This window comes from Halioxenophilus sp. WMMB6, assembly GCF_033283405.1.
GTDB lineage: Bacteria > Pseudomonadota > Gammaproteobacteria > Pseudomonadales > Cellvibrionaceae > Halioxenophilus.
In genome coordinates this window covers 919,963-939,087 of record NZ_JAWMQR010000001.1, presented here as the reverse complement: position 1 = coordinate 939,087, position 19,125 = coordinate 919,963, and the positions used below count along the sequence as shown (strand labels likewise).

Genomic DNA, 19,125 nt, shown 5'->3' with positions numbered 1-19,125 from the left:
TAGGTGTTAACCATTGAAGATATGTAGAGTAGTTCTATGGCAGAGCAAGTAGGCATTTCTCCTTTCGATGAGTCACTGCGGCAGTCGTTGTCCGCTATGGTGGATGGTGAAGCAAGTGAGTTGGAACTGCGCCGCATCCTGGCTGAGAGTGAGAACAATAGCGAACTGCGCAAGACCTGGGCACGCTACCAGATAGCGAGCCGCAGTATTCGCAGGGAGGAAGCCGGTTTCTTCCAGGTGGACCTGAGCGCGAGTATCTCGGAATTAATTGCCGAAGAGCCCAACCATAATGGTTTGGCCGTGGATGCCGGTCGACGACGTTTCGGTGGTGTTGCCGGCCACTTGGGGCGTGTCGCTATCGCTGCCTCTGTCGCGGTAGTGGCGGTGTTCGCTGTCAATCAGATATCCCCTGAAAGCGAAGCCCCAGCAGCAACAGTCGCCGCTAATACGGGTGGTGTAGCCGTTGAAGATCAGGTTTTCGCCCCAGCGGCTAATCTGCCGATGGGTTACGGTACGCCAGGGCTGAGTGTCCGCAATGTCAGTACCGATGGCATTGTTCTCGATCAGCGTCGCTCGGCTGTACCAGTGGTGTTTGAGCCACGCTCAGACGTACAGGCTGCCAATCCGGCCGTTGAAGAGTTTCTGCGTCAGTTGATGGCTGAACATGCCAATTCCGGACTCGAGATCGAAGGTGCCATGCCGTTCGAGCGTGTTCCCAGAATCGAACCGGCCCAAGAATAACCCCTATCTTTTTTAGGCTCTCAACCTTAGCGAATAGACGAGTCGTTGGTTAAACAAACAGATGGTTCTAAAAAAAGGCTCTTCGGAGCCTTTTTTGTTTGGGGCGCCATAAAAGGTGTCATAAAAACTGACTAAGTGTTGCCAAACGCTATAAAATCGGCACTCAAGTGGGGTATACAGGTCGAAACTGATTGTAGCTCCAACTATTTCCTAAGCAAGCCTACCTATGTTTAAACCTCTATTGCTAATCGGTAAACGCCTCCGCATTCCTCCTCTCCTGATGATCATGAGTTTCTCGCTGTCCTGCTGGGGAGAGGTAGTCATTTCGGATACAGATCCTGCGATCCAGGCCTTGCTGGCCAGTGTGGAGAAGGCCCTGCAGACCACGAGTTACAGCGGGATATACACCTACGAGCACACAGGAACGATTGAATCTATTCGTGTTAATCATCAAGTCTTTGGTGGTGCGCAAACTAATCGATTGGAGCATCTGAGCGGGCGGGTTGCCAAGGCTATTGTGCATCACTTTGATGAGCACTCCTGTGATCAACCATTGAGCTCGCGACAGAATGCCTTCCAGCAGCGAAATCTGGTGCAATACTATCGTTTTCAAACCATTGGTGATGATCGTATAGCAGGGCGGCCGGTAATTATGTTGGCTGCCGAGCCCAGAGATGAATATCGATTTGGTTATCGATTAGCAGTGGACAGCGAAACTCACCTACCCCTGTTGCTATCGTTGGTTAATGGTCAGCGGATCATTGAGCGATTCCAATTTGTCGAATTTACCCCAATTGAGGATTCTGACTCTGCGATTGTACAAACGGAGCCGGACGATCATTTGGTTAGCGTCAATTGTGCGAAGGTTGAAAACCACTCTGCTTGGAAACTCGGCTGGGTACCGGGAGGGTTCAACCTGGTTGCCGTTAAAACGGATCAGCAGACCGATATGTTCCTCTACAGCGATGGTATCAGTCGATTCAGTGTGTTTGTTAGTCGCTCTGCGGGTGGCCCGACCCTGGAAGGTGAGGCACGGCGTGGCGCAACGGTGGTCTATCTGGATAAAGCGTTAGCGGGTGGAGAGGTTTTTCAGGTGGCGGTGGTAGGTGAAGTGCCCAAAGTAACGGCACAAAAGCTAGCGATGTCTATCGGCCAAGTGGCCGTTACGGCGCCACAGGAGTAGCCCAATTGTGGGGGCAGGCACTGGATTTGCAGAGTGGCCGACAAATGCTCTACCCAGGCGGTAAGTTCGGGTGGAGGCCTAGTGAGAGAGGTGAGTGCAATGATTACCGAAATCGGTCGGGTAGTGGCCATTGAGGACGATGGCCTTTGGGTACAAACGATCCGTAAAAGTGCCTGTGCCTCCTGTTCCGCTCAGAAAGGGTGTGGGCAGGCGGTATTGGCGAAAATGGGTAGAGAGCCCGGTTTTATCCGGGTGAGTTACGAAGGCCACCAGGCCGATGAGTTCCAGTTAGATGACTATGTAGAAATTGGCATCGGTGAAGATGTTTTGATGAAGTCGACTCTGCTCGTCTATCTTGCACCTATGATAATGCTCCTGGTCGGTATTTTAATTACCGGGCAATTGACGACAGGAGAGGGGTGGATGGTGCTCGGCGGTATCATCGGTCTGCTAGCCGGTGGGTATTTATCAAGAACTATTTTAAATCGAAACAATCGAAATGCTCGGTTACAGCCCATATTAATTGGGATGACGGCCAAACCTGCTTTTTGGCCACTCGATAGTGGTGAGAACTCAGATTAAGTAAATTTTGGCAACCGTACACGGTTACTATGCCAAGTCACTCTCTCAGTCGCGAAGCCGTTTAGTGTTTCGTCACTCTGATTGCTGTTATTAATTTCTGTATTTAATTGCAGTTGTCAAAGAGCTGGCAAAAGTAACTATTGGTTGGAGGAAGTAATTGATGTTATGGCGAAAGATAGCAACCGGGCTGTTGCTCATTGTTAGCGTTAATGTGGTTCAAGCCCAGAACCTTCCCAACTTTTCCGATATTGTTGAAGCAAACTCTCCGGCGGTGGTTAAAATAAATACCGTCAGTCATGCACAAGCCAGCCCGCGATCCGCGCTACCGGATTCCCAACAAATTCCCGAGATTTTCCGTCATTTTCTTGATCCACGTAACCAAGCTGAGCGTGAATCCCGCTCTTTGGGATCAGGATTTATACTCTCCTCAGATGGTTATCTCCTGACTAATAATCACGTGGTGGAAGGCGCCGATGAAATTGTAGTCAGGCTGCAAGATCGCAGGGAGTTTGAGGCGGAATTGGTGGGAACCGATAAACGGTCCGATTTGGCGCTGTTAAAAATTGATGCCAAGGGTCTGCCGTTCCTTAAATTTGCCAAACCCGATGACCTCAAAGTAGGTGAATGGGTGTTGGCTATCGGCTCGCCCTTTGGTTTGGATTTCTCTGCCAGTGCCGGCATCGTGAGTGCAATTGGCCGTAGTATTCCCACCGAAGACAACGAAAACTACGTGCCGTTTATTCAGAGTGATGTAGCCATTAATCCGGGTAATTCGGGTGGGCCGTTGTTTAATTTGGACGGTGAAGTTGTTGGCATCAACTCGCAAATCTTTACACGCAGTGGTGGTTCGATCGGTTTGTCATTCGCGATTCCAGCCAGTGTGGCCGTTAATGTCGTGGAACAGCTGAAATCGAAAGGCCGTGTTGACCGCGGTTGGCTTGGCGTGATGATTCAAGAGGTAGATCGTGATCTGGCGGCATCATTTGGTCTACGCAAACCCGAAGGGGCGCTGGTTGCTCGAATCGAGCCTGGCAGCCCGGCCGACGACGCGGGCTTGCAGGTGGGCGATATCATTCTCAAGTTTGCGGGCGAGAAGATCGCTGAGTCCTCAGATCTGCCGCATGTGGTCGGCTCCACTCAACCGGGTGAAAGCGTACCTGTGGAAGTGATTCGTGAAGGTAAAAAGAAATCCCTATCGGTCACGGTTGCGACCTTGGGTAGCCAGGAAGATGATCAGCAAGCCGCAGGCAGCGACAACTCCTCCGATACCGGTAGCAGCCGGCTGGGAATGGTGGTCGAGGCGCTACCGAAAGAGCTGGCCCAGCGCTGGGACGTGAAAGCGGGTGTTCTGGTGACTAACGTTGCCCCGGGTTCAGCAGCTGATGCGGCCGGATTACGCCCAGGTGACGTGGTGACTCAGATCGGCTTTAACGCGATATCTTCGTTGGACGATTACACCATGGTTGAGCAGCAGCTACCTTCAGATAGCCTGTTGCCAATCCGCTTTGTGCGGCAGGGACGGCCGATCTTCCGTACCATCGCCACCCCGAAATAGGGCACTTTTGCCCCTGTGCCGCAGGATAGCGACCCGGGGGCAAATGCTGTAGACTTCGCGCTGATTTTAGACCCCTATGAGCCGGGAAACCTAACTTCAATCGGGACGGGGAGAGTGGTTATCCCTGCGAGTTTGCGAAGCCCCTAGCCACAAGTTGGTAAGAACCACTTGTTGGCCGAAAAGGCTGAGCATAAGCCGCCATCTAGGCGATTCTTTATTCAGCGGTAGTACACAGAAAAAGTGACAGATCTTAGCCATATCCGGAATTTCTCCATCATCGCCCATATCGACCATGGCAAATCAACCATTGCCGACCGCTTTATTCAGACCTGTGGAGGGCTGAGCGAGCGGGAGATGGCCGCTCAGGTACTCGACTCAATGGATATCGAGCGTGAACGCGGTATCACTATCAAGGCGCAGAGCGTAACCCTTAATTATCAAGCGCAAGATGGCCGTGTCTATCAGTTGAACTTTATTGATACCCCAGGGCATGTCGACTTCTCCTACGAAGTGTCACGCTCCCTCGCGGCCTGTGAAGGTGCATTGCTGGTAGTTGACGCAGCCCAAGGGGTTGAGGCCCAATCTGTAGCAAACTGCTACACTGCGGTGGAGCAAGGGTTGGAAGTTATTCCCGTGCTCAATAAGATGGATCTGCCACAGGCGGAACCAGAGCGGGTGGCCGCAGAGATCGAAAATATTATCGGAATCGATGCCTCGGACGCTGTTCATTGCAGTGCCAAATCCGGGCTGGGGATTACCGAGGTTCTTGAACAACTGGTCGCTAAGATTCCACCGCCCGAGGGTGATGTGGATGCACCTCTGCAGGCTTTGATCATCGACTCCTGGTTTGATAACTACCTGGGCGTGGTCTCTTTGGTACGTGTCAAGCAGGGAACCATTACGGTAAAGGATAAGATTATAGCCAAGTCGATTGGCAAGGCTCATGTCGTTGATAGTGTCGGGATCTTTACCCCCAAGCTGGTTGAACAAAAAACCTTAAAAGCAGGTGAGGTTGGATTTGTTGTCGCAGGGATTAAAGATATTCACGGCGCGCCGGTGGGGGATACCCTAACTCACGCCAATACCAGTGATGTGAAAGCGCTGCCCGGGTTTAAGAAGGTCAAGCCCCAGGTTTACGCAGGGATGTTTCCTGTCTCCTCCGATGACTATGAAGGCTTCCGGGATGCGCTCTCCAAGTTGACGTTGAATGACGCTTCGCTCTTCTATGAGCCGGAAAGCTCAGACGCTCTGGGGTTTGGCTTTCGTTGTGGTTTCCTGGGTATGCTCCATATGGAGATCATTCAGGAGCGTTTGGAGCGCGAATACGACCTCGATCTCATCACCACCGCCCCCACTGTTATTTTTGAAGTGGAAAAAAATGATGGCGAGATCATCTATGTTGATAACCCCTCCAAATTACCGGAGCTGGGTACCATCAAAGAGATGCGAGAGCCTATATGCGAGGCTAACATTCTGGTACCGCAGGAGCATCTGGGTAGTGTAATCACACTGTGTGTGGAAAAACGGGGTATGCAAAAGGACCTACAGTATTTGGGTTCCCAGGTGTCAGTCCGTTACGAATTACCGATGAATGAAGTGGTGATGGATTTCTTTGATCGCTTGAAGTCTGTCAGCCGCGGTTTTGCTTCGTTGGATTACAGCTTCTCTCACTTTCAGGCGGCCCGCCTGGTGCGACTGGATATTTTAATCAACGCAGAGAAGGTTGACGCATTAGCCATCATCGTTCACAAGGATAATGCCCAGTATAAAGGCCGGGCGCTGGTTGAGAAGATGAAAGAGCTTATTCCCCGCCAGATGTTCGACGTGGCCATTCAAGCGGCAATCGGTGGCCAAGTTATTGCGCGCTCCACAGTTAAGGCGTTGCGTAAAAACGTTACGGCTAAATGTTATGGTGGCGACGTCACCCGTAAAAAGAAATTATTAGAGAAACAGAAAGCGGGTAAAAAGCGCATGAAACAGGTGGGGCGTGTCGAAATTCCTCAGGAAGCGTTTTTAGCCGTATTGAAGGTTGATTCCTAGTTTACTCAGTATTTACGTGCAGATTTTTTATGGATATTAATTTCCCACTTATATTAGTGATTCTGGTGTTTGTCTCCGGAGTGATTTGGCTGTTCGATATTCTGGTGTTAGCCAAACCCCGCAAATTGGCTATAGCCGGGGTAGAGGAGCAGTTCGCCAGCGAGGACGATAAAAACAGCAGCTCTGCCTACCAGCACGCGATGGCGGCGGCAGCTAGAGAGCCCTCCGCGGTAGAATACGCCAAGTCCTTCTTTCCGGTGCTGTTTGTTGTACTGGTGTTGCGCTCTTTCCTTTACGAACCATTTCAAATTCCCTCGGAATCGATGGTGCCAACTTTGGAAGTGGGTGATTTTATTCTGGTTAATAAATTCACCTATGGTATTCGACTGCCAGTACTCAGAACCAAAGTTATCACTATCAATGAACCGAAGCGGGGCGACGTGATGGTCTTTTTCCCTCCCCATAAGAAGCAGTATTTCATCAAGCGGGTCGTGGGTTTACCGGGCGATACCATTCTGGTCGATAACAATTCGCTCTTTATCAACGGTGAAAAACAGCCGCAACAGTTTGCCGAACAGGTGATCGATGGATTGATGAGCTATGATGTAATGGTTGAAACATTGGGTGGAGTCGAGCATCAGATGCGGAAATTCTCAAGAGTGGCGCGCGACCCAGAGCCGAGAACATTCAATGTTCCAGCGGGACACTATTTCATGATGGGCGACAACCGCGATAACAGCTCAGATAGCCGCGAATGGGGCGTGGTACCAGAGGAGAACATTGTCGGCAAAGCCGTGGCAGTGTGGATGCACTGGGATTCGTTTTTCAGCATTCCGAGCTTTAAAGAGGTTGGGTCTATCCAATAATTTAGCCATTCTAGGAAACGCGAACCCATGAGAGAGTATCAGATAGGAAAAATTTCCAAACAACAGGGTTTGGGTATGGTCGGTTGGTTGGTGATTGTTCTCATCTGTGGCTTGACCTTCTCCCAGGTATTAAAACTTTTTCCGGCCTACCTGGAAAACTGGGGTTTGTCGGGTGAGCTGAAAAAGATGGCGGAGTTGCCCAACGGGGTAGAGTCGCTATCTGTTAGTGAAATTAAAAAGCGGATGCAAAACTACTACCTGGTTAACCGGGTCAGTACTGAAGCTAAGAAGAGTCTGACCATCCGTCGCGACGAAGGCCGTCTAATCGTGGAGATGCCCTACGAAAGACGAGTTCATATGTTCTGGAATATTGACGTCGTACTGGATTTCCACCTTCAATTGGATAGCAAGTTCCCCAATGTCTGCTGTAAAGCAAGAGAGACCGAACATTAATCTGGATAGCTTACAAACGCGGTTGGGTTACCAATTTCAGGATGTTGGCCTTCTCAAACGGGCACTGACCCACCGCAGTTTCAGCGCCGATCATAACGAACGCCTGGAGTTTCTAGGCGACTCCATTCTGGGCGTGGTGGTTGGTTATCACCTGTTCAGTAAATTCCCGGAAGCGAGTGAAGGCCAGTTAACCCGCCTGCGCGCCTCCCTGGTGAAAGGTGAAACCCTGGCTGAATTGGCTAGAGAGCTGGATATCAGCAGCTGTTTGATTTTGGGCGAGGGCGAAGTGCGCTCGGGTGGTAAGGAGCGGGAATCGATTCTCGCGGATGCGCTGGAGTCGGTTATCGGTGCCATCTTTCTGGATGCCGACCTCTCCGCCTGTACCAGTACGGTACTCGGTTGGTTGCAGGCGCGACTAGCCAAGTTAGAACTAACCAAGCCCCTCAAAGATGCTAAAACCCAGCTACAAGAGTATCTTCAATCTCTGGGTAAGCCACTGCCTTCGTACACCATTGAAGAGCTTCAGGGGCAGGCCCACAATCAAGTGATTACCGTCAGTTGCCGGATCAGTGATACAGGCCAGGTTTTTCTGGCGACTGCCCGCAGCCGTAAGCAAGCCGAAAAGATGGCCGCAGCCCAGGCGTTGGAAACCTTAATGGAGTCTGCCCAATGACTTCCCGATGTGGCTATGTAGCGATAGTTGGTCGCCCTAATGTGGGTAAATCAACGCTGCTCAATCACTTGGTTGGTCAAAAGCTCAGTATCACCTCACGCAAACCGCAAACCACCCGTCATAACCTGTTGGGCATTCGCACCGAAAGCGAGTGTCAGGTTATCTTCGTCGATACCCCAGGGCTCCATCTTGGCCAGGACAAGGCTCTCAACCGCTACATGAACAAGTCGGCAGCCAACGCCTTTAAGGATGTCGATTTAATCCTGTTTGTGATCGATCGCACCGCATGGACGGATGAGGACGAATGGGTTGCCCAACAGCTGGCTGCGTCCTCCAGCCCGGTTGTACTGGTCGTTAACAAAATCGACAAGTTGGAAAACAAGCAGGATCTACTGCCGACTCTACAAAAACTGCAGGACCAGGTAGTGTGCGAGGAGTTAATACCTATCTCGGCACTGCGCAACGACAATCTCGATCGCTTGAACGAAATTATTGAAGCACATATGCCCGAAGGTGATTTTTTCTTCCCCGAAGACCAAATTACCGATCGCAGTAGCCGTTTTCTGGCTGCGGAAATCGTTCGGGAGAAAATCACCCGCCAGTTGGGTGATGAATTACCCTATCAGATGACCGTCGAGATTGAAGAGTTTCGCTTCGAGGAGGCGATTTTGCACATCAGTGCATTGATTCTGGTGGAGCGGCAAGGGCAGAAGAAAATTCTGATCGGTAACAAGGGCGAGCGAATCAAAGCGATTGGTCAGCAGGCGCGTGTCGATATGGAAACCTTATTCGATGCCAAGGTGATGTTGAATCTCTGGGTGAAGGTAAAATCCGGCTGGTCTGATGATGAGCGCGCACTGCGCAGCTTGGGCTTTAACGAACTCGACAAATAACCGCTGTAACCGTTTTTTTGATGCCAGGGTGGCGACCTTTATCTGAGTAGGCAAATGGACCCCAGGGTAGATTATCAACCAGCATTTGTTTTGCACTCGCGGCCTTATCGGGAAACCAGCCTACTGGTCACTTTTTTTGTCGCCAATTTTGGCAAGCTCTCCGCCGTCGCTAAAGGGGCGCAGAAATCCAAATCTTCGCGCCGTCTGTTTCAACCCTTTATTCCCGTGCAAATCACCTGGACAGGACAGAGCGAATTAAAGTCTCTGGGTAAGATCGATGAGAGTGCCATGCGCATTGTGCTCAATGGCGCCCGGCTCTATTCCGGTTTATATGTCAATGAACTGTTGACCCGATTGTTGGATTTTGGCGCGCCGCAGCTGTCTCTGTTTGCCGATTACATCAGCTGTTTACAGAGCCTGGCGGCGAATCCGTCAGCGGAGGCGGAAGAGAATGCCCTGCGCCTGTTCGAGTTATCACTGTTAAACTCGCTGGGTTACGGTCTCTCATTTAATGTTGAGGGCGAAAGTGACCAAGCTATTAGCTCGGATCACTATTATCGTTTTTTTCCCCAAACCGGTTTTGTTCGTTGCCTGGACGCCACTCAGCTCCACTCCTCTTCGGGTGAGCTCCTTGTCGGGGCCGAAATACTGGCACTAAATAATTTAGGTTGGCAGGAGCCTCAGCTGCGCCTTCTGAAACGCATCACGCGAGTCAGTATTGATACCCTGCTGGGCGGTAAACCCTTGCACAGCCGGACACTTTACCGGCAGTTCAATGCCACGCTTAAAAGTGGCAGTGATCCTTCTCAGAGTGATTGACTTACCGAAGGATTAACAGACTGTCGGAATACCTTCGTTAGCGGAGCCTGCGGTAATTCTAGCGGCATATTGCTGGCGCTAGGCTTCCACCTCAAACATTGAATCCAGGTCGTACTCCTCATTCCACCTCAATAGGGTTTCTATTGCATCGGTTACCTGGCTGAGTAAGGTGTAGACATTGTCGTACTCTTTGTGGAACAGACTACTATCCAGGCGTGAAGAGACATCTGCAAGATTGGGTGTGCCGGTGCAGCGCGCGCCGCCGCGCAATTTATGGACGACGGACTCCAGTTCATCCATATTTTTATCCTGCACGGCCCGGTCTATATCGTCCAACGTCTCCGGTAAACTCTCGATGAGCATGGCCAGCATGTCACGGGCCAGATCCGGTTTATTTCCTGCCAGGCGCAGGCACTGTTGAATATCGACCGGCTTAGTAACCATTTCACTCGATAACAGTTCGGTAACATCAACCATTGGGGGGGCCAAGGGCTTAATTTCCGGCTTGAATTCAGTCTTTGGTTCTGGCTTTTGAAGAGCGACACCCGTGTGGTTACACCAACGTTGAATCACATGGGCCAACTGCTCTTCGGTGATGGGCTTACTGAGATAATCATCCAGACCAGCTAACAGCAACTCAGATTTACGATCATTAACAGCGTGCGCGGTGAGTGCGACCACTGGTACCCGAACACCTGCCGGTGCGCGTTTGCGGATTTCCCGAGTGGCCTCAATCCCATCCATATCGGGCATTTGGATATCCATAAATATCAGGTCAAATGTCTCTGTTTCGCACTCTTTAATGGCGTCAGCGGCACTGGCTGCGGTGACTGCCTCAGCGCCCAGATTGACCAAAAATTCCCTGACCAGCATTAAATTGGCGGGATTGTCGTCGACGGCCAAAACCTTGGGCTTGTGGCCTGGGTTTTTTAGCAGCTGGGTTTTCGAAGGGCGATAAAGTTGCTTGTAGATATTCAGGTGAGTACAAATGGATTTATAGATCCGGTCACGTACCAGCGGTTTGGAAGAGAAGGCGACCGCTCTGTTAAGCTCAGCTTCGATCAACTCCCGCTGTTTACTGGGTGTGGTCAGCAGCAGGGTTTTGCAGTTGTAGTCGCTGTTCAGCTGATAGGTTAACTGGTCGAGAAAACTGGTGGCGGTGGCTTTACTCTCAATAACGGCGACGTCCATAATCAGCAGCTGCTGAAATTTGCCCATCTGCGATAATTTTTGCATGGAGGGCAAAATCTCCATGGGGTTGGCGAGCTCGACAATATTGAGCTTCCAGTTGGCGGTGAGTTGCCTTAATTGTTCCATGATGGTCTCATTGCCGCAGCAGATAACGACATTCAAACCGGTAAGTGCTTTCTCCACATAGGGTTTACTTTTCTGCCCCTGGTCGAGGGGAATAGCAAACCAGAGCAGCTGGCTATTCTCTTTCGATTCAAAACCCAGAGAGCCGCCCAACGCCTTGACCAATCCTTTCGAGATTGCCAAACCCAGACCATTATCGCCCAGGCTGCGTGTCGCCCCCGATTCCAAATTGGAGAAGTCTTTTAACAGTTGATCGGTATCGATCTGGATATCATTGCCAATACCGGAAATTTCAAACCGATAAATAATCGATTTAGCCGATTTTGGCTGCACAGTACCGGAGTGATCACGGCAAACCCGTAACACTATGTTGGGTTCCGCTGAGAACTTGATGGCGTTATTAATAAGGTTGGTCAAAATCTGTTTGATGCGTAATGGGTCGCTGACCAGCTCCTGTGGCAGGTCCGGTTCCATCATGGCGACCAATTCACACTGACTTTGAAAGGCGGTTGGGGCCAGGATTTGCAGTGTCTCTTCGACAACGGTTTCAAGCCGCATGGGAATGTAATCCAAATTAACCGAACCGGCTTCAATATGGGAGATGTCGAGAATATCGTTAATGATGGTTAGCAAACCCTGGGCGGAGGTCTCAATGGTGCGCAAAAACTCCTGCTGGGTTTCGCTGATATCGGCTTTCAGCAGAAGTTGGGTAAAACCGATAATGCCGTTCAGCGGCGTACGGAACTCGTGACTGGCATTGGCGAGAAACTCGGATTTTACGCGGCTGGCTTCAATAGCGCGCTTGCGAGCCATATCCAGCTCAATATTTTGGATCTCAATCGTCTCCATGGTTTCGCGTAACTCATCGATATTGTGCTCGATGTTCCGCTTCAATTCGGTTTGTGCTTCCTGCACGGAGTAGGCGACCTGATTCAAATCTTTGGCGATAGCGGTTAACGGCTCCAGTGAGGTGACTTGCACCGCATGGTTGTAGTCGCCATTGGCAATGGCTTGAATACCATCTTCAATGGCCTGGATGTCTGGGCGCATCCGGTTCACTCGCTCCAATAGAAAAATGGAGACAATTGCCGGTAACAGCAAGCCAATGATCAGCACTCCCATTAGCATATCCATATGAGAGAACTGCGCTGAGGTGGTATCGAAAGCGATATCCACCCAGCCGATGACTTCACCATTGGCGTTCGAAAAAATTGGATGGGAGAGTCTGAGCAGGCCAGATTGCGGATCTACAGACTTTTTGAGGCTGCCAGAGAGCCAATTACTAGCCAGGGTTTTATCCAGATATCTCATACCCTGGTGGCCGATCACCGTCCGTTTGTTGTCCAGCAGGCGGACGCCCTTGACCTGCTTGTGCTGCATAAGCGCGGTGAGCGTCTCATTGATAGTGTTGATATTACCCTCGACTAGGGCGGGTGCGCTGATTTCGGCGGCGATAGCGGCGATATTGTAGAATTGCTCCTGCGTTTGGGCCTCTGTTTCCCGGTAGTAGAAAATAGATAGCGCCAAGGCTAATACCAGGGAGGTGATGAAGATCGGTATAAGCGTCAATCTGCGCAGTAACTGCTGAACATGTCGAAAGTACATAGAATTTGGTTAGCTTGTTTCTGTTGTCTGTTCAGTTGGGGTGGATGCCACCGCCTATAAACCCACTATTAATAAAAGCTGGAATTTATAAAAGACAGGGTTTGTATAAGCATAGGCTGTTTTACCCGGGGCGATGGCACTTTCCTGCTGCCAGCGGGTAAAATTGCCGCTCACAGTAGCCTGTAAAAGCCGCATGGCCGCTATTATTGCTCTAATAGCTAGCCTGCGCACGCTATTTGCAGAGTGGTGGTTTATTACCGGTTTGCCTATTTGCATACTGCATCTTTCCGGTTGCAACCCAGTGTAAACTAAGGTTTAACGGAGCAGACTCTATTTATTGTTTTGTGGCCATTAATCGGCCAGTGAAGGAAGTTTATGGAATTCCCTACCATTGAAAGTGTTGTTGGTAACACTCCCTTGGTTCGCCTACAGCGCCTCCCAGGCTCAACCAGCAATACCATCCTGGTTAAGCTCGAAGGTAACAACCCGGCTGGTTCGGTTAAGGATCGGCCGGCGCTGTCGATGATAAGCCGGGCTCTGCAGCGTGGCGATATAAAACCCGGTGACACCTTGATTGAAGCGACCAGCGGTAATACCGGCATTGCCTTGGCCATGGCCGCCGCCATCAAAGGTATTCGCATGATCCTGATCATGCCCGACAATGCCACGGCCGAACGCAAAGCCGCCATGACCGCCTACGGCGCGGAATTGATATTGGTTACTAAAGAGCAGGGCATGGAAGGTGCCCGGGATCTGGCTCTTTCAATGCAGGCTGAAGGGCGGGGCAAGGTATTGGATCAGTTTGGCAATCAGGACAATCCATTGGCCCATTTTGAAACCACTGGCCCGGAGATCTGGCAACAGACCCATGGCACCATCACCCACCTGGTCAGCTCCATGGGAACGACGGGTACCATCATGGGCACTTCCGCCTATTTGAAACAGCAAAATCCTGCCATCCAGATTATCGGCCTGCAGCCAGAAGATGGTGCCGCCATTCCCGGAATTCGTCGCTGGCCTCGGGAATACCTGCCGGGAATCTTCGATGAGACCCGAGTTGACCAGATTATCAATATGGGGCAACTGGAAGCCGAACAAACCATGCGCGCATTGGCACGGGAAGAGGGGATCTTTTGCGGGGTCTCCTCAGGCGGCGCTGTGGCGGGTGCACTGCGTCTGTCTCAAACCGTTGAACATGCCGTTATCGTGGCGATTGTCTGCGATCGCGGTGATCGGTACCTCTCTTCTGGCGTATTCAACTCCTAAACCAATGGTCTGCGAGCGCTCAGTCTATTGTCGCTATCTCAGTGCGGTTTGCAGTTAGCTATCTGGATTGGCGCTCGTAACCGCACCATAGGCGGGCTAAAAGCCTGCTGCTCCATCCTTCATTCGATGCGCCATAGCCTATGGTTTGCCATCGGTTGTGGTTTAGCGGTGTGTATCCATTGCCTGGCAGTGTATCATCCGCACTTTTCTGCACGCTGTGGGAGCCATACTTGGCCAAATTTTTCCAACCCAAATCCCGAGCTCTACCCGGGCCACTGGAATTGGATGTGACCGGCTTCAGCTCGGAGGGGCGCGGCATTGCCCACCACCAAGGTAAAGCCGTGTTTATTGAAGGTGCTTTGCCGGGCGAGCGGGTGCTTGCCAAATTTGTATCAGCAGCGAGCGGAGTGCTGCAGGCGGTTGCTGCCAAAGTGCTCCAGGCCGCCCCAGAGCGTTGTCCGCCAGGGTGTGAAATCGCTTCCCAGTGTGGTGGTTGTGACTGGCTACACATCGCCAGTGACCAACAATTGGCGTGGAAACAACAGCTGCTGCTGGAGCAGTTAGCGCGCAAACTTCCGCTGGCAGACGCCGATATTGCCGAGCCGATAAGTTCACCCTCCTGGGGTTACCGTAGCCGTACCCGCTTGGCCTACTGGCGGGATAAGTCCAACCATTGGGCCTTGGGTTTTCGCGCGGCTGGCAGTAAGAGTGTCGTGCCAATTTCCCACTGCCCGGTGTTAACGCCCCCATTAACGTCTATTTTGCCCTGGTTGCAGAAAGCTCTGCGCCAGATTGGTGCAATTGTCGGCTTGGGACATGTCGAGCTAATTGATGCCGAAGGCCGCCAGGCGGTGCTGCTGCGGGCGGTAAAACCACTGTCGGAGTCGGCGCTGACGGCCCTGCTTGGTGCCGCCAATGCGGCGGGCTTTGACCTTTGGCTGCAGTCGGGCGATGACTCACCCCAATGTCTGAATCAGACGGAAAATCCCCTCTATTACTATTCTCTACCGGCGTTTGCGCTGCGCATTGGCTACGCGGTTACCGATTTTTCCCAAGTCAATCAGGCGGTTAATCAGGCTATGATCAGTCAGGCCATCAACTGGATGGCTGGCGCGCTACCAAACCTTGATCAGGCCCAGGTACTGGATCTCTTCTGTGGTGTGGGTAACTTCTCTCTGCCCATTGCCCGGCAAGCCGGGCAGGTGGTGGGTATTGAAGTGAGTGAGACGATGGTCGAGCGGGCGCAGGAGAATGCTGAGCAAAATGGTATAGAAAATGCCTCTTTCGCGGCGGCTGATTTGGCTGGGGACGAGTTCAATGGGCCTTGGTTAAATCAAACCTACGACGCCGTTTTGTTGGATCCACCCAGGGCTGGAGCGAAGGGCGCACTGCCGCTCATCAGGAAACTCCGTATACCGGTGTTGGTCTACGTATCCTGCAATCCAGCCACCTTTGTGCGCGATGCGGAGCAGTTGGTTAGCTATGGTTACCAATTGCAGCGTGTAGGAGTCATGGATATGTTTCCACAAACCAAGCATGTGGAATGTATGGCGCTATTTCGGCGACTAAACTAGACGGTATAGCTTGAGATACCGATAACAATAACAAGATGGTGTAAATGGGTCCCTGTCTAAGCGCTTTTATCCCAATGGGTTAGAGCAATCTGGCCGACAACGAAGCGTAAGGTTGCTCGCCAGGCAGTGGTAGATTACGGCCCAGTTTTAGGGCGCTAACAGCAAGCAAGAGAAGAAATCATGGTTAAGGTTCGGGCCGATTTGCCTGTCAGTCCAACCGGTGAGATAGATATATCCGCCTGGATTGACCACATTGCAGAACTGACCAAAGTCGATTTTCCGGGTCGCAAGCAGCTACGTCTGGCCGTTGAGGCGGTACAGAGAGCCGACCAGGATCCCCCTGTCAATCACCCCTGGGATAATCAGCGTTCCTGTCTTAATGCCGGCTTCGAGATTGTTGAGATCCTGGCGGATTTGAAGCTCGATGTCGATTCCCTGGTTGCCGCCATGCTCTACCGGGCGGTGCGCGAACGCAAACTGCAAATTGATGATCTGGCCGAATCCTTTGGCGAGGTGGTCTGCAAGTTGATTCGTGGGGTGTTGGGCATGGCGGCTATCACCGGCATGCGCAACGATTCTGCCAGCACCGTTTTCGGCCGCGAGTCACAGGAGCAGACCGAAAAAGTTCGCAAGATGCTGGTCGCCATGGTGGATGATGTGCGGGTGGCACTTATCAAGCTCGCCGAACGTACCTACGCCATTCGGGCTCTGAAGAAGGCCTCCGACGAGAAGCGCCGGCGGGTGGCCCGGGAGGTCTCCGAAGTTTACGCGCCGCTGGCCCACCGCTTAGGTATTGGTCACATCAAGTGGGAGCTCGAAGATCTTGCTTTCCGCTACCTCCATCCTGAGGAGTATGTGCGCATCGCTAAATTGCTGGATGAGCGCCGACTGGACCGCCAGGAGTTTATCGATAAGGTGGTGGCCACACTGGATGAGCAGTTAGCCGAGGCTCATATCACCGCTTCTATCATGGGGCGCGCCAAGCATATCTACAGTATCTGGCGCAAAATGCAGCGCAAAGAGATCGGTTTCTCCCAGGTGTACGACATCCGTGCCGTGCGTATTCTGGTGCCAACCGTGCGTGACTGTTATGCCGCACTGGGCGTGGTGCACTCGCTCTGGCGCAATATTCCCAACGAATTTGATGACTACATCGCCTCTCCCAAAGAGAACGGCTACCGTTCTCTGCACACTGCGGTTATCGGCCCGGAGCAGAAGGTACTGGAGGTACAAATCCGTACTGAATCCATGCATGAGGAGGCGGAGTTTGGTGTCTGCGCTCATTGGCGCTACAAGGGTGCCGATGACGAGGGGCCGGAGGACAGCTACGAGCAGAAGATCGCCTGGCTGCGACAAGTGCTTGAATGGCACGATGAGGTGGGCGGTGGTAACCCCTTGGAAGATCACCTCAGCCACGGCATCGAGCAGGATCGAATCTACGTCTTCACCCCCGATGGCCATATCGTCGACCTGCCCCAGGGGGCAACACCACTCGATTTCGCCTACCAGATCCACACCGATATTGGCCACTGCTGTCGTGGCGCCAAGGTTAACGGCCGCATAGTGCCGCTAAACCACCCGCTGAAAACCTCCGATCAGGTAGAGATTCTGAAGGGCAAGCGTGAGGCGCCAAGCCGCGATTGGCTGTCACCCGCACTCGGCTATCTACGTACCTCGCGCGCCCGGGCCAAGGTACAGCAGTGGTTTAAAATGCAGGCCCGGGATCGCAATATCGCCGATGGCCGTGCACTGCTCGATCGCGAATTTCGCCGCATGGCGCTGGCCGATCTGGACTTTGATCAGCTGATCAAGGCGATGAATCTGCACAGCCTGGACGATCTCTACGCCGCCGTTGGCGCCAATGACCTGGGTGTTAATCAGGTGCTCAACGCCGCCCAACGGCTGCTGGGTTCACCACAACCGACGCCGGTCATCTCTTTAACTTCCAAAGCTCAAAGTGATGTGGGAGCCGATATCTACATCGATGGCGTTGGTAACATGCTCACCAGCATTGCCAACTGCTGCCATCCGGTACCCGGTGATGCCATTCTTGGCTACATCACCCAGGGGCGTGGGGTGTCGGTACACAGGCAGGATTGCCAAAACGTCTTGCACCTGTATGAAGACGAGCCCGAGCGGATTATCAAGGTGGACTGGGGTGTGGCGCCGCAGAACTCCTATTCAGTGGATATCATGGTCGAGGCCTTCGACCGCCATGGCCTGCTGCGCGATATCACCACACTGCTTGATAAAGAGCGTATAAATATCAGTGCACTACAGACTCTTTCTGATAAACGACTGAACACAGTGGATATGCAAATCACCATGGAAATTCGCAGCTTTGAAGAGTTGAGCCGAGTGCTGGCCAAGCTCAACCAACTGCCCAATATCGCCTCGGCGCGACGCAAGCAGCCAATGGCGGAACGTCATTGATCGTTATCCTTGGCGCGAACCAACAGCCAGTAGGGAAGATTTGATTGTGTATACCATTGCCGACCTGCAAGCGGTTATGGCTCGCCTGCGTGACCCCGAGGGCGGTTGCCCTTGGGATTTGCAGCAGTCTTTCAAAACCATTGCCCCTTCAACTATAGAAGAAGCGTACGAGGTGGCCGATGCCATCGAGCGCGACGACCTTAAACACCTGCCCGAGGAGCTGGGCGACCTGCTGTTTCAGGTGATCTTCTACAGCCAACTGGGTGAAGAGCAGTCGCTGTTCACCTTCGAAGAGATCGTCCACACCATCGTCAGCAAGCTATTGCGGCGCCACCCCCACGTATTTCCCTCTGGTCAGCTGAATGGCGAGTCAACTCAAACCACAGCGCTCGACCAGGCGCAGGTAAAAGAGAATTGGGAGGCGATTAAAGCTGAAGAGCGTAGTAGCAAAGGGCTGGCGAGTATTGTCGACGATGTTCCAGTGGGCTTGCCGGCGCTGAGCAGGGCGCAAAAGCTGCAAAAGCGGCTGGCACGGGCTGGTTGGGATTGGCAGGCGGTGGCCGAGCTGCTCGATAAGCTCGATGAGGAGGTGGCTGAGTTAAAAGCCGCGCTGGCTGAGGCGGAGCAAGCCGAGAACTCACTCGGCGCCGATCCTCATGTCGTCGAGGAGTTGGGGGATGTGCTGTTTATGGCAGTAAACCTGGCGAGGTTTCTCGATATCGACGCTGAAAACTGCCTGCGAGCCGGCAATCGCAAGTTTGAATCCCGGGTTAAATTTATAGAGCGCCAATTGGCGAACCAGGGGCAGAGCTTCACGGAAGCTTCCTCTGGTGCACTGGAAGTACTATGGCAACAAGCCAAGTCGTATGACTAAGGTTGTATGGAGCTTAGCCGGCGCTTGGTCAACAATAGACCAGTTCCACATTGAGTGGCAATGTTAGCGAATGCTTCTCATCCAGGCTAGCGTGGCCACAGCGACAGCAAAGAGAGCGACGAGCAGCGGCGACATCCGGCTTGAGATAAATGCAACACGAGTGTAAGGTACGCGCCAATTGATGGTGGTCTGTCGCAAGTGGCCTAGTGTGTAAAAATTAGTCAGATTTTGATATTGCATTAAAGTTAATAGGA

16 protein-coding genes are annotated in these 19,125 nt (G+C 52.2%); 14 read left to right on the top strand and 2 right to left on the bottom strand.

The genetic code is table 11. The annotated features are described in order from the left end of the window. Window positions 1–36 precede the first annotated feature (36 nt). From SBL51_RS04020 to recO, 10 genes are all read left to right on the top strand, one after another. Window positions 37–741: a sigma-E factor negative regulatory protein gene (locus tag SBL51_RS04020; protein WP_317929376.1), complete on the top strand. Its 705-nt coding sequence runs from the start codon at window positions 37–39 to the stop codon at window positions 739–741. Between the two features lie 226 nt (window positions 742–967). After that, window positions 968–1,924, top strand: coding sequence for a MucB/RseB C-terminal domain-containing protein (locus tag SBL51_RS04015; protein WP_317929374.1), 957 nt, complete (start codon window positions 968–970; stop codon window positions 1,922–1,924). A 99-nt stretch (window positions 1,925–2,023) separates the two neighbouring features. Continuing rightward, window positions 2,024–2,506: a SoxR reducing system RseC family protein gene (locus SBL51_RS04010; protein ID WP_317929373.1), complete on the top strand. Its 483-nt coding sequence runs from the start codon at window positions 2,024–2,026 to the stop codon at window positions 2,504–2,506. 160 nt (window positions 2,507–2,666) lie between these two features. Beyond that, window positions 2,667–4,061 carry a DegQ family serine endoprotease gene (locus tag SBL51_RS04005; RefSeq protein ID WP_317929371.1) on the top strand — a complete coding sequence of 465 codons (1,395 nt, stop codon included), beginning with the start codon at window positions 2,667–2,669 and terminating at the stop codon, window positions 4,059–4,061. Window positions 4,062–4,301: 240 nt separating this feature from the next. Next, window positions 4,302–6,101 carry a translation elongation factor 4 gene (gene lepA / locus SBL51_RS04000; protein WP_317929369.1) on the top strand — a complete coding sequence of 600 codons (1,800 nt, stop codon included), beginning with the start codon at window positions 4,302–4,304 and terminating at the stop codon, window positions 6,099–6,101. Window positions 6,102–6,130: 29 nt separating this feature from the next. Next, window positions 6,131–6,967, top strand: a complete 837-nt coding sequence (lepB, locus tag SBL51_RS03995) for a signal peptidase I (protein ID WP_317929368.1) — start codon at window positions 6,131–6,133, stop codon at window positions 6,965–6,967. A 27-nt stretch (window positions 6,968–6,994) separates the two neighbouring features. Further along, window positions 6,995–7,420, top strand: a complete 426-nt coding sequence (locus tag SBL51_RS03990) for a DUF4845 domain-containing protein (RefSeq protein WP_317929366.1) — start codon at window positions 6,995–6,997, stop codon at window positions 7,418–7,420. Then, a complete protein-coding gene (gene rnc / locus SBL51_RS03985) occupies window positions 7,386–8,093 on the top strand; it encodes a ribonuclease III (protein ID WP_317929365.1) in 708 nt (235 codons plus the stop codon). The genes SBL51_RS03990 and rnc overlap by 35 nt, the downstream gene beginning before the upstream one ends. Beyond that, window positions 8,090–8,986: a GTPase Era gene (gene era / locus SBL51_RS03980; protein ID WP_317929364.1), complete on the top strand. Its 897-nt coding sequence runs from the start codon at window positions 8,090–8,092 to the stop codon at window positions 8,984–8,986. The genes rnc and era overlap by 4 nt, the downstream gene beginning before the upstream one ends. A 54-nt stretch (window positions 8,987–9,040) precedes the next feature. Continuing rightward, window positions 9,041–9,805, top strand: coding sequence for a DNA repair protein RecO (gene recO / locus SBL51_RS03975; protein ID WP_317929363.1), 765 nt, complete (start codon window positions 9,041–9,043; stop codon window positions 9,803–9,805). 78 nt (window positions 9,806–9,883) lie between these two features. Here recO and SBL51_RS03970 read toward each other — a convergent pair whose 3' ends face one another. Together SBL51_RS03970 and SBL51_RS03965 are read right to left on the bottom strand one after the other, a co-directional pair. Then, window positions 9,884–12,724, bottom strand: a complete 2,841-nt coding sequence (locus tag SBL51_RS03970; RefSeq protein ID WP_317929361.1) for a response regulator — start codon at window positions 12,722–12,724, stop codon at window positions 9,884–9,886. Between the two features lie 54 nt (window positions 12,725–12,778). Beyond that, window positions 12,779–13,000 (bottom strand): hypothetical protein, encoded by a 222-nt coding sequence (locus tag SBL51_RS03965; RefSeq protein WP_317929360.1) that lies wholly within the window; start codon window positions 12,998–13,000, stop codon window positions 12,779–12,781. 99 nt (window positions 13,001–13,099) lie between these two features. Here SBL51_RS03965 and cysM point away from each other — a divergent pair, with 99 nt between their 5' ends. From cysM to mazG, 4 genes are all read left to right on the top strand, one after another. Next, window positions 13,100–13,990, top strand: coding sequence for a cysteine synthase CysM (cysM, locus tag SBL51_RS03960; RefSeq protein ID WP_317929358.1), 891 nt, complete (start codon window positions 13,100–13,102; stop codon window positions 13,988–13,990). 230 nt (window positions 13,991–14,220) lie between these two features. Further along, a complete protein-coding gene (gene rlmD, locus SBL51_RS03955) occupies window positions 14,221–15,564 on the top strand; it encodes a 23S rRNA (uracil(1939)-C(5))-methyltransferase RlmD (protein WP_317929356.1) in 1,344 nt (447 codons plus the stop codon). Window positions 15,565–15,744: 180 nt separating this feature from the next. Next, complete coding sequence (relA, locus tag SBL51_RS03950; protein ID WP_317929354.1) at window positions 15,745–17,997, top strand: GTP diphosphokinase; 2,253 nt, start codon at window positions 15,745–15,747, stop codon at window positions 17,995–17,997. Between the two features lie 46 nt (window positions 17,998–18,043). Further along, window positions 18,044–18,871 carry a nucleoside triphosphate pyrophosphohydrolase gene (gene mazG, locus SBL51_RS03945; RefSeq protein ID WP_317929353.1) on the top strand — a complete coding sequence of 276 codons (828 nt, stop codon included), beginning with the start codon at window positions 18,044–18,046 and terminating at the stop codon, window positions 18,869–18,871. The last annotated feature ends 254 nt before the right edge of the window (window positions 18,872–19,125 follow it).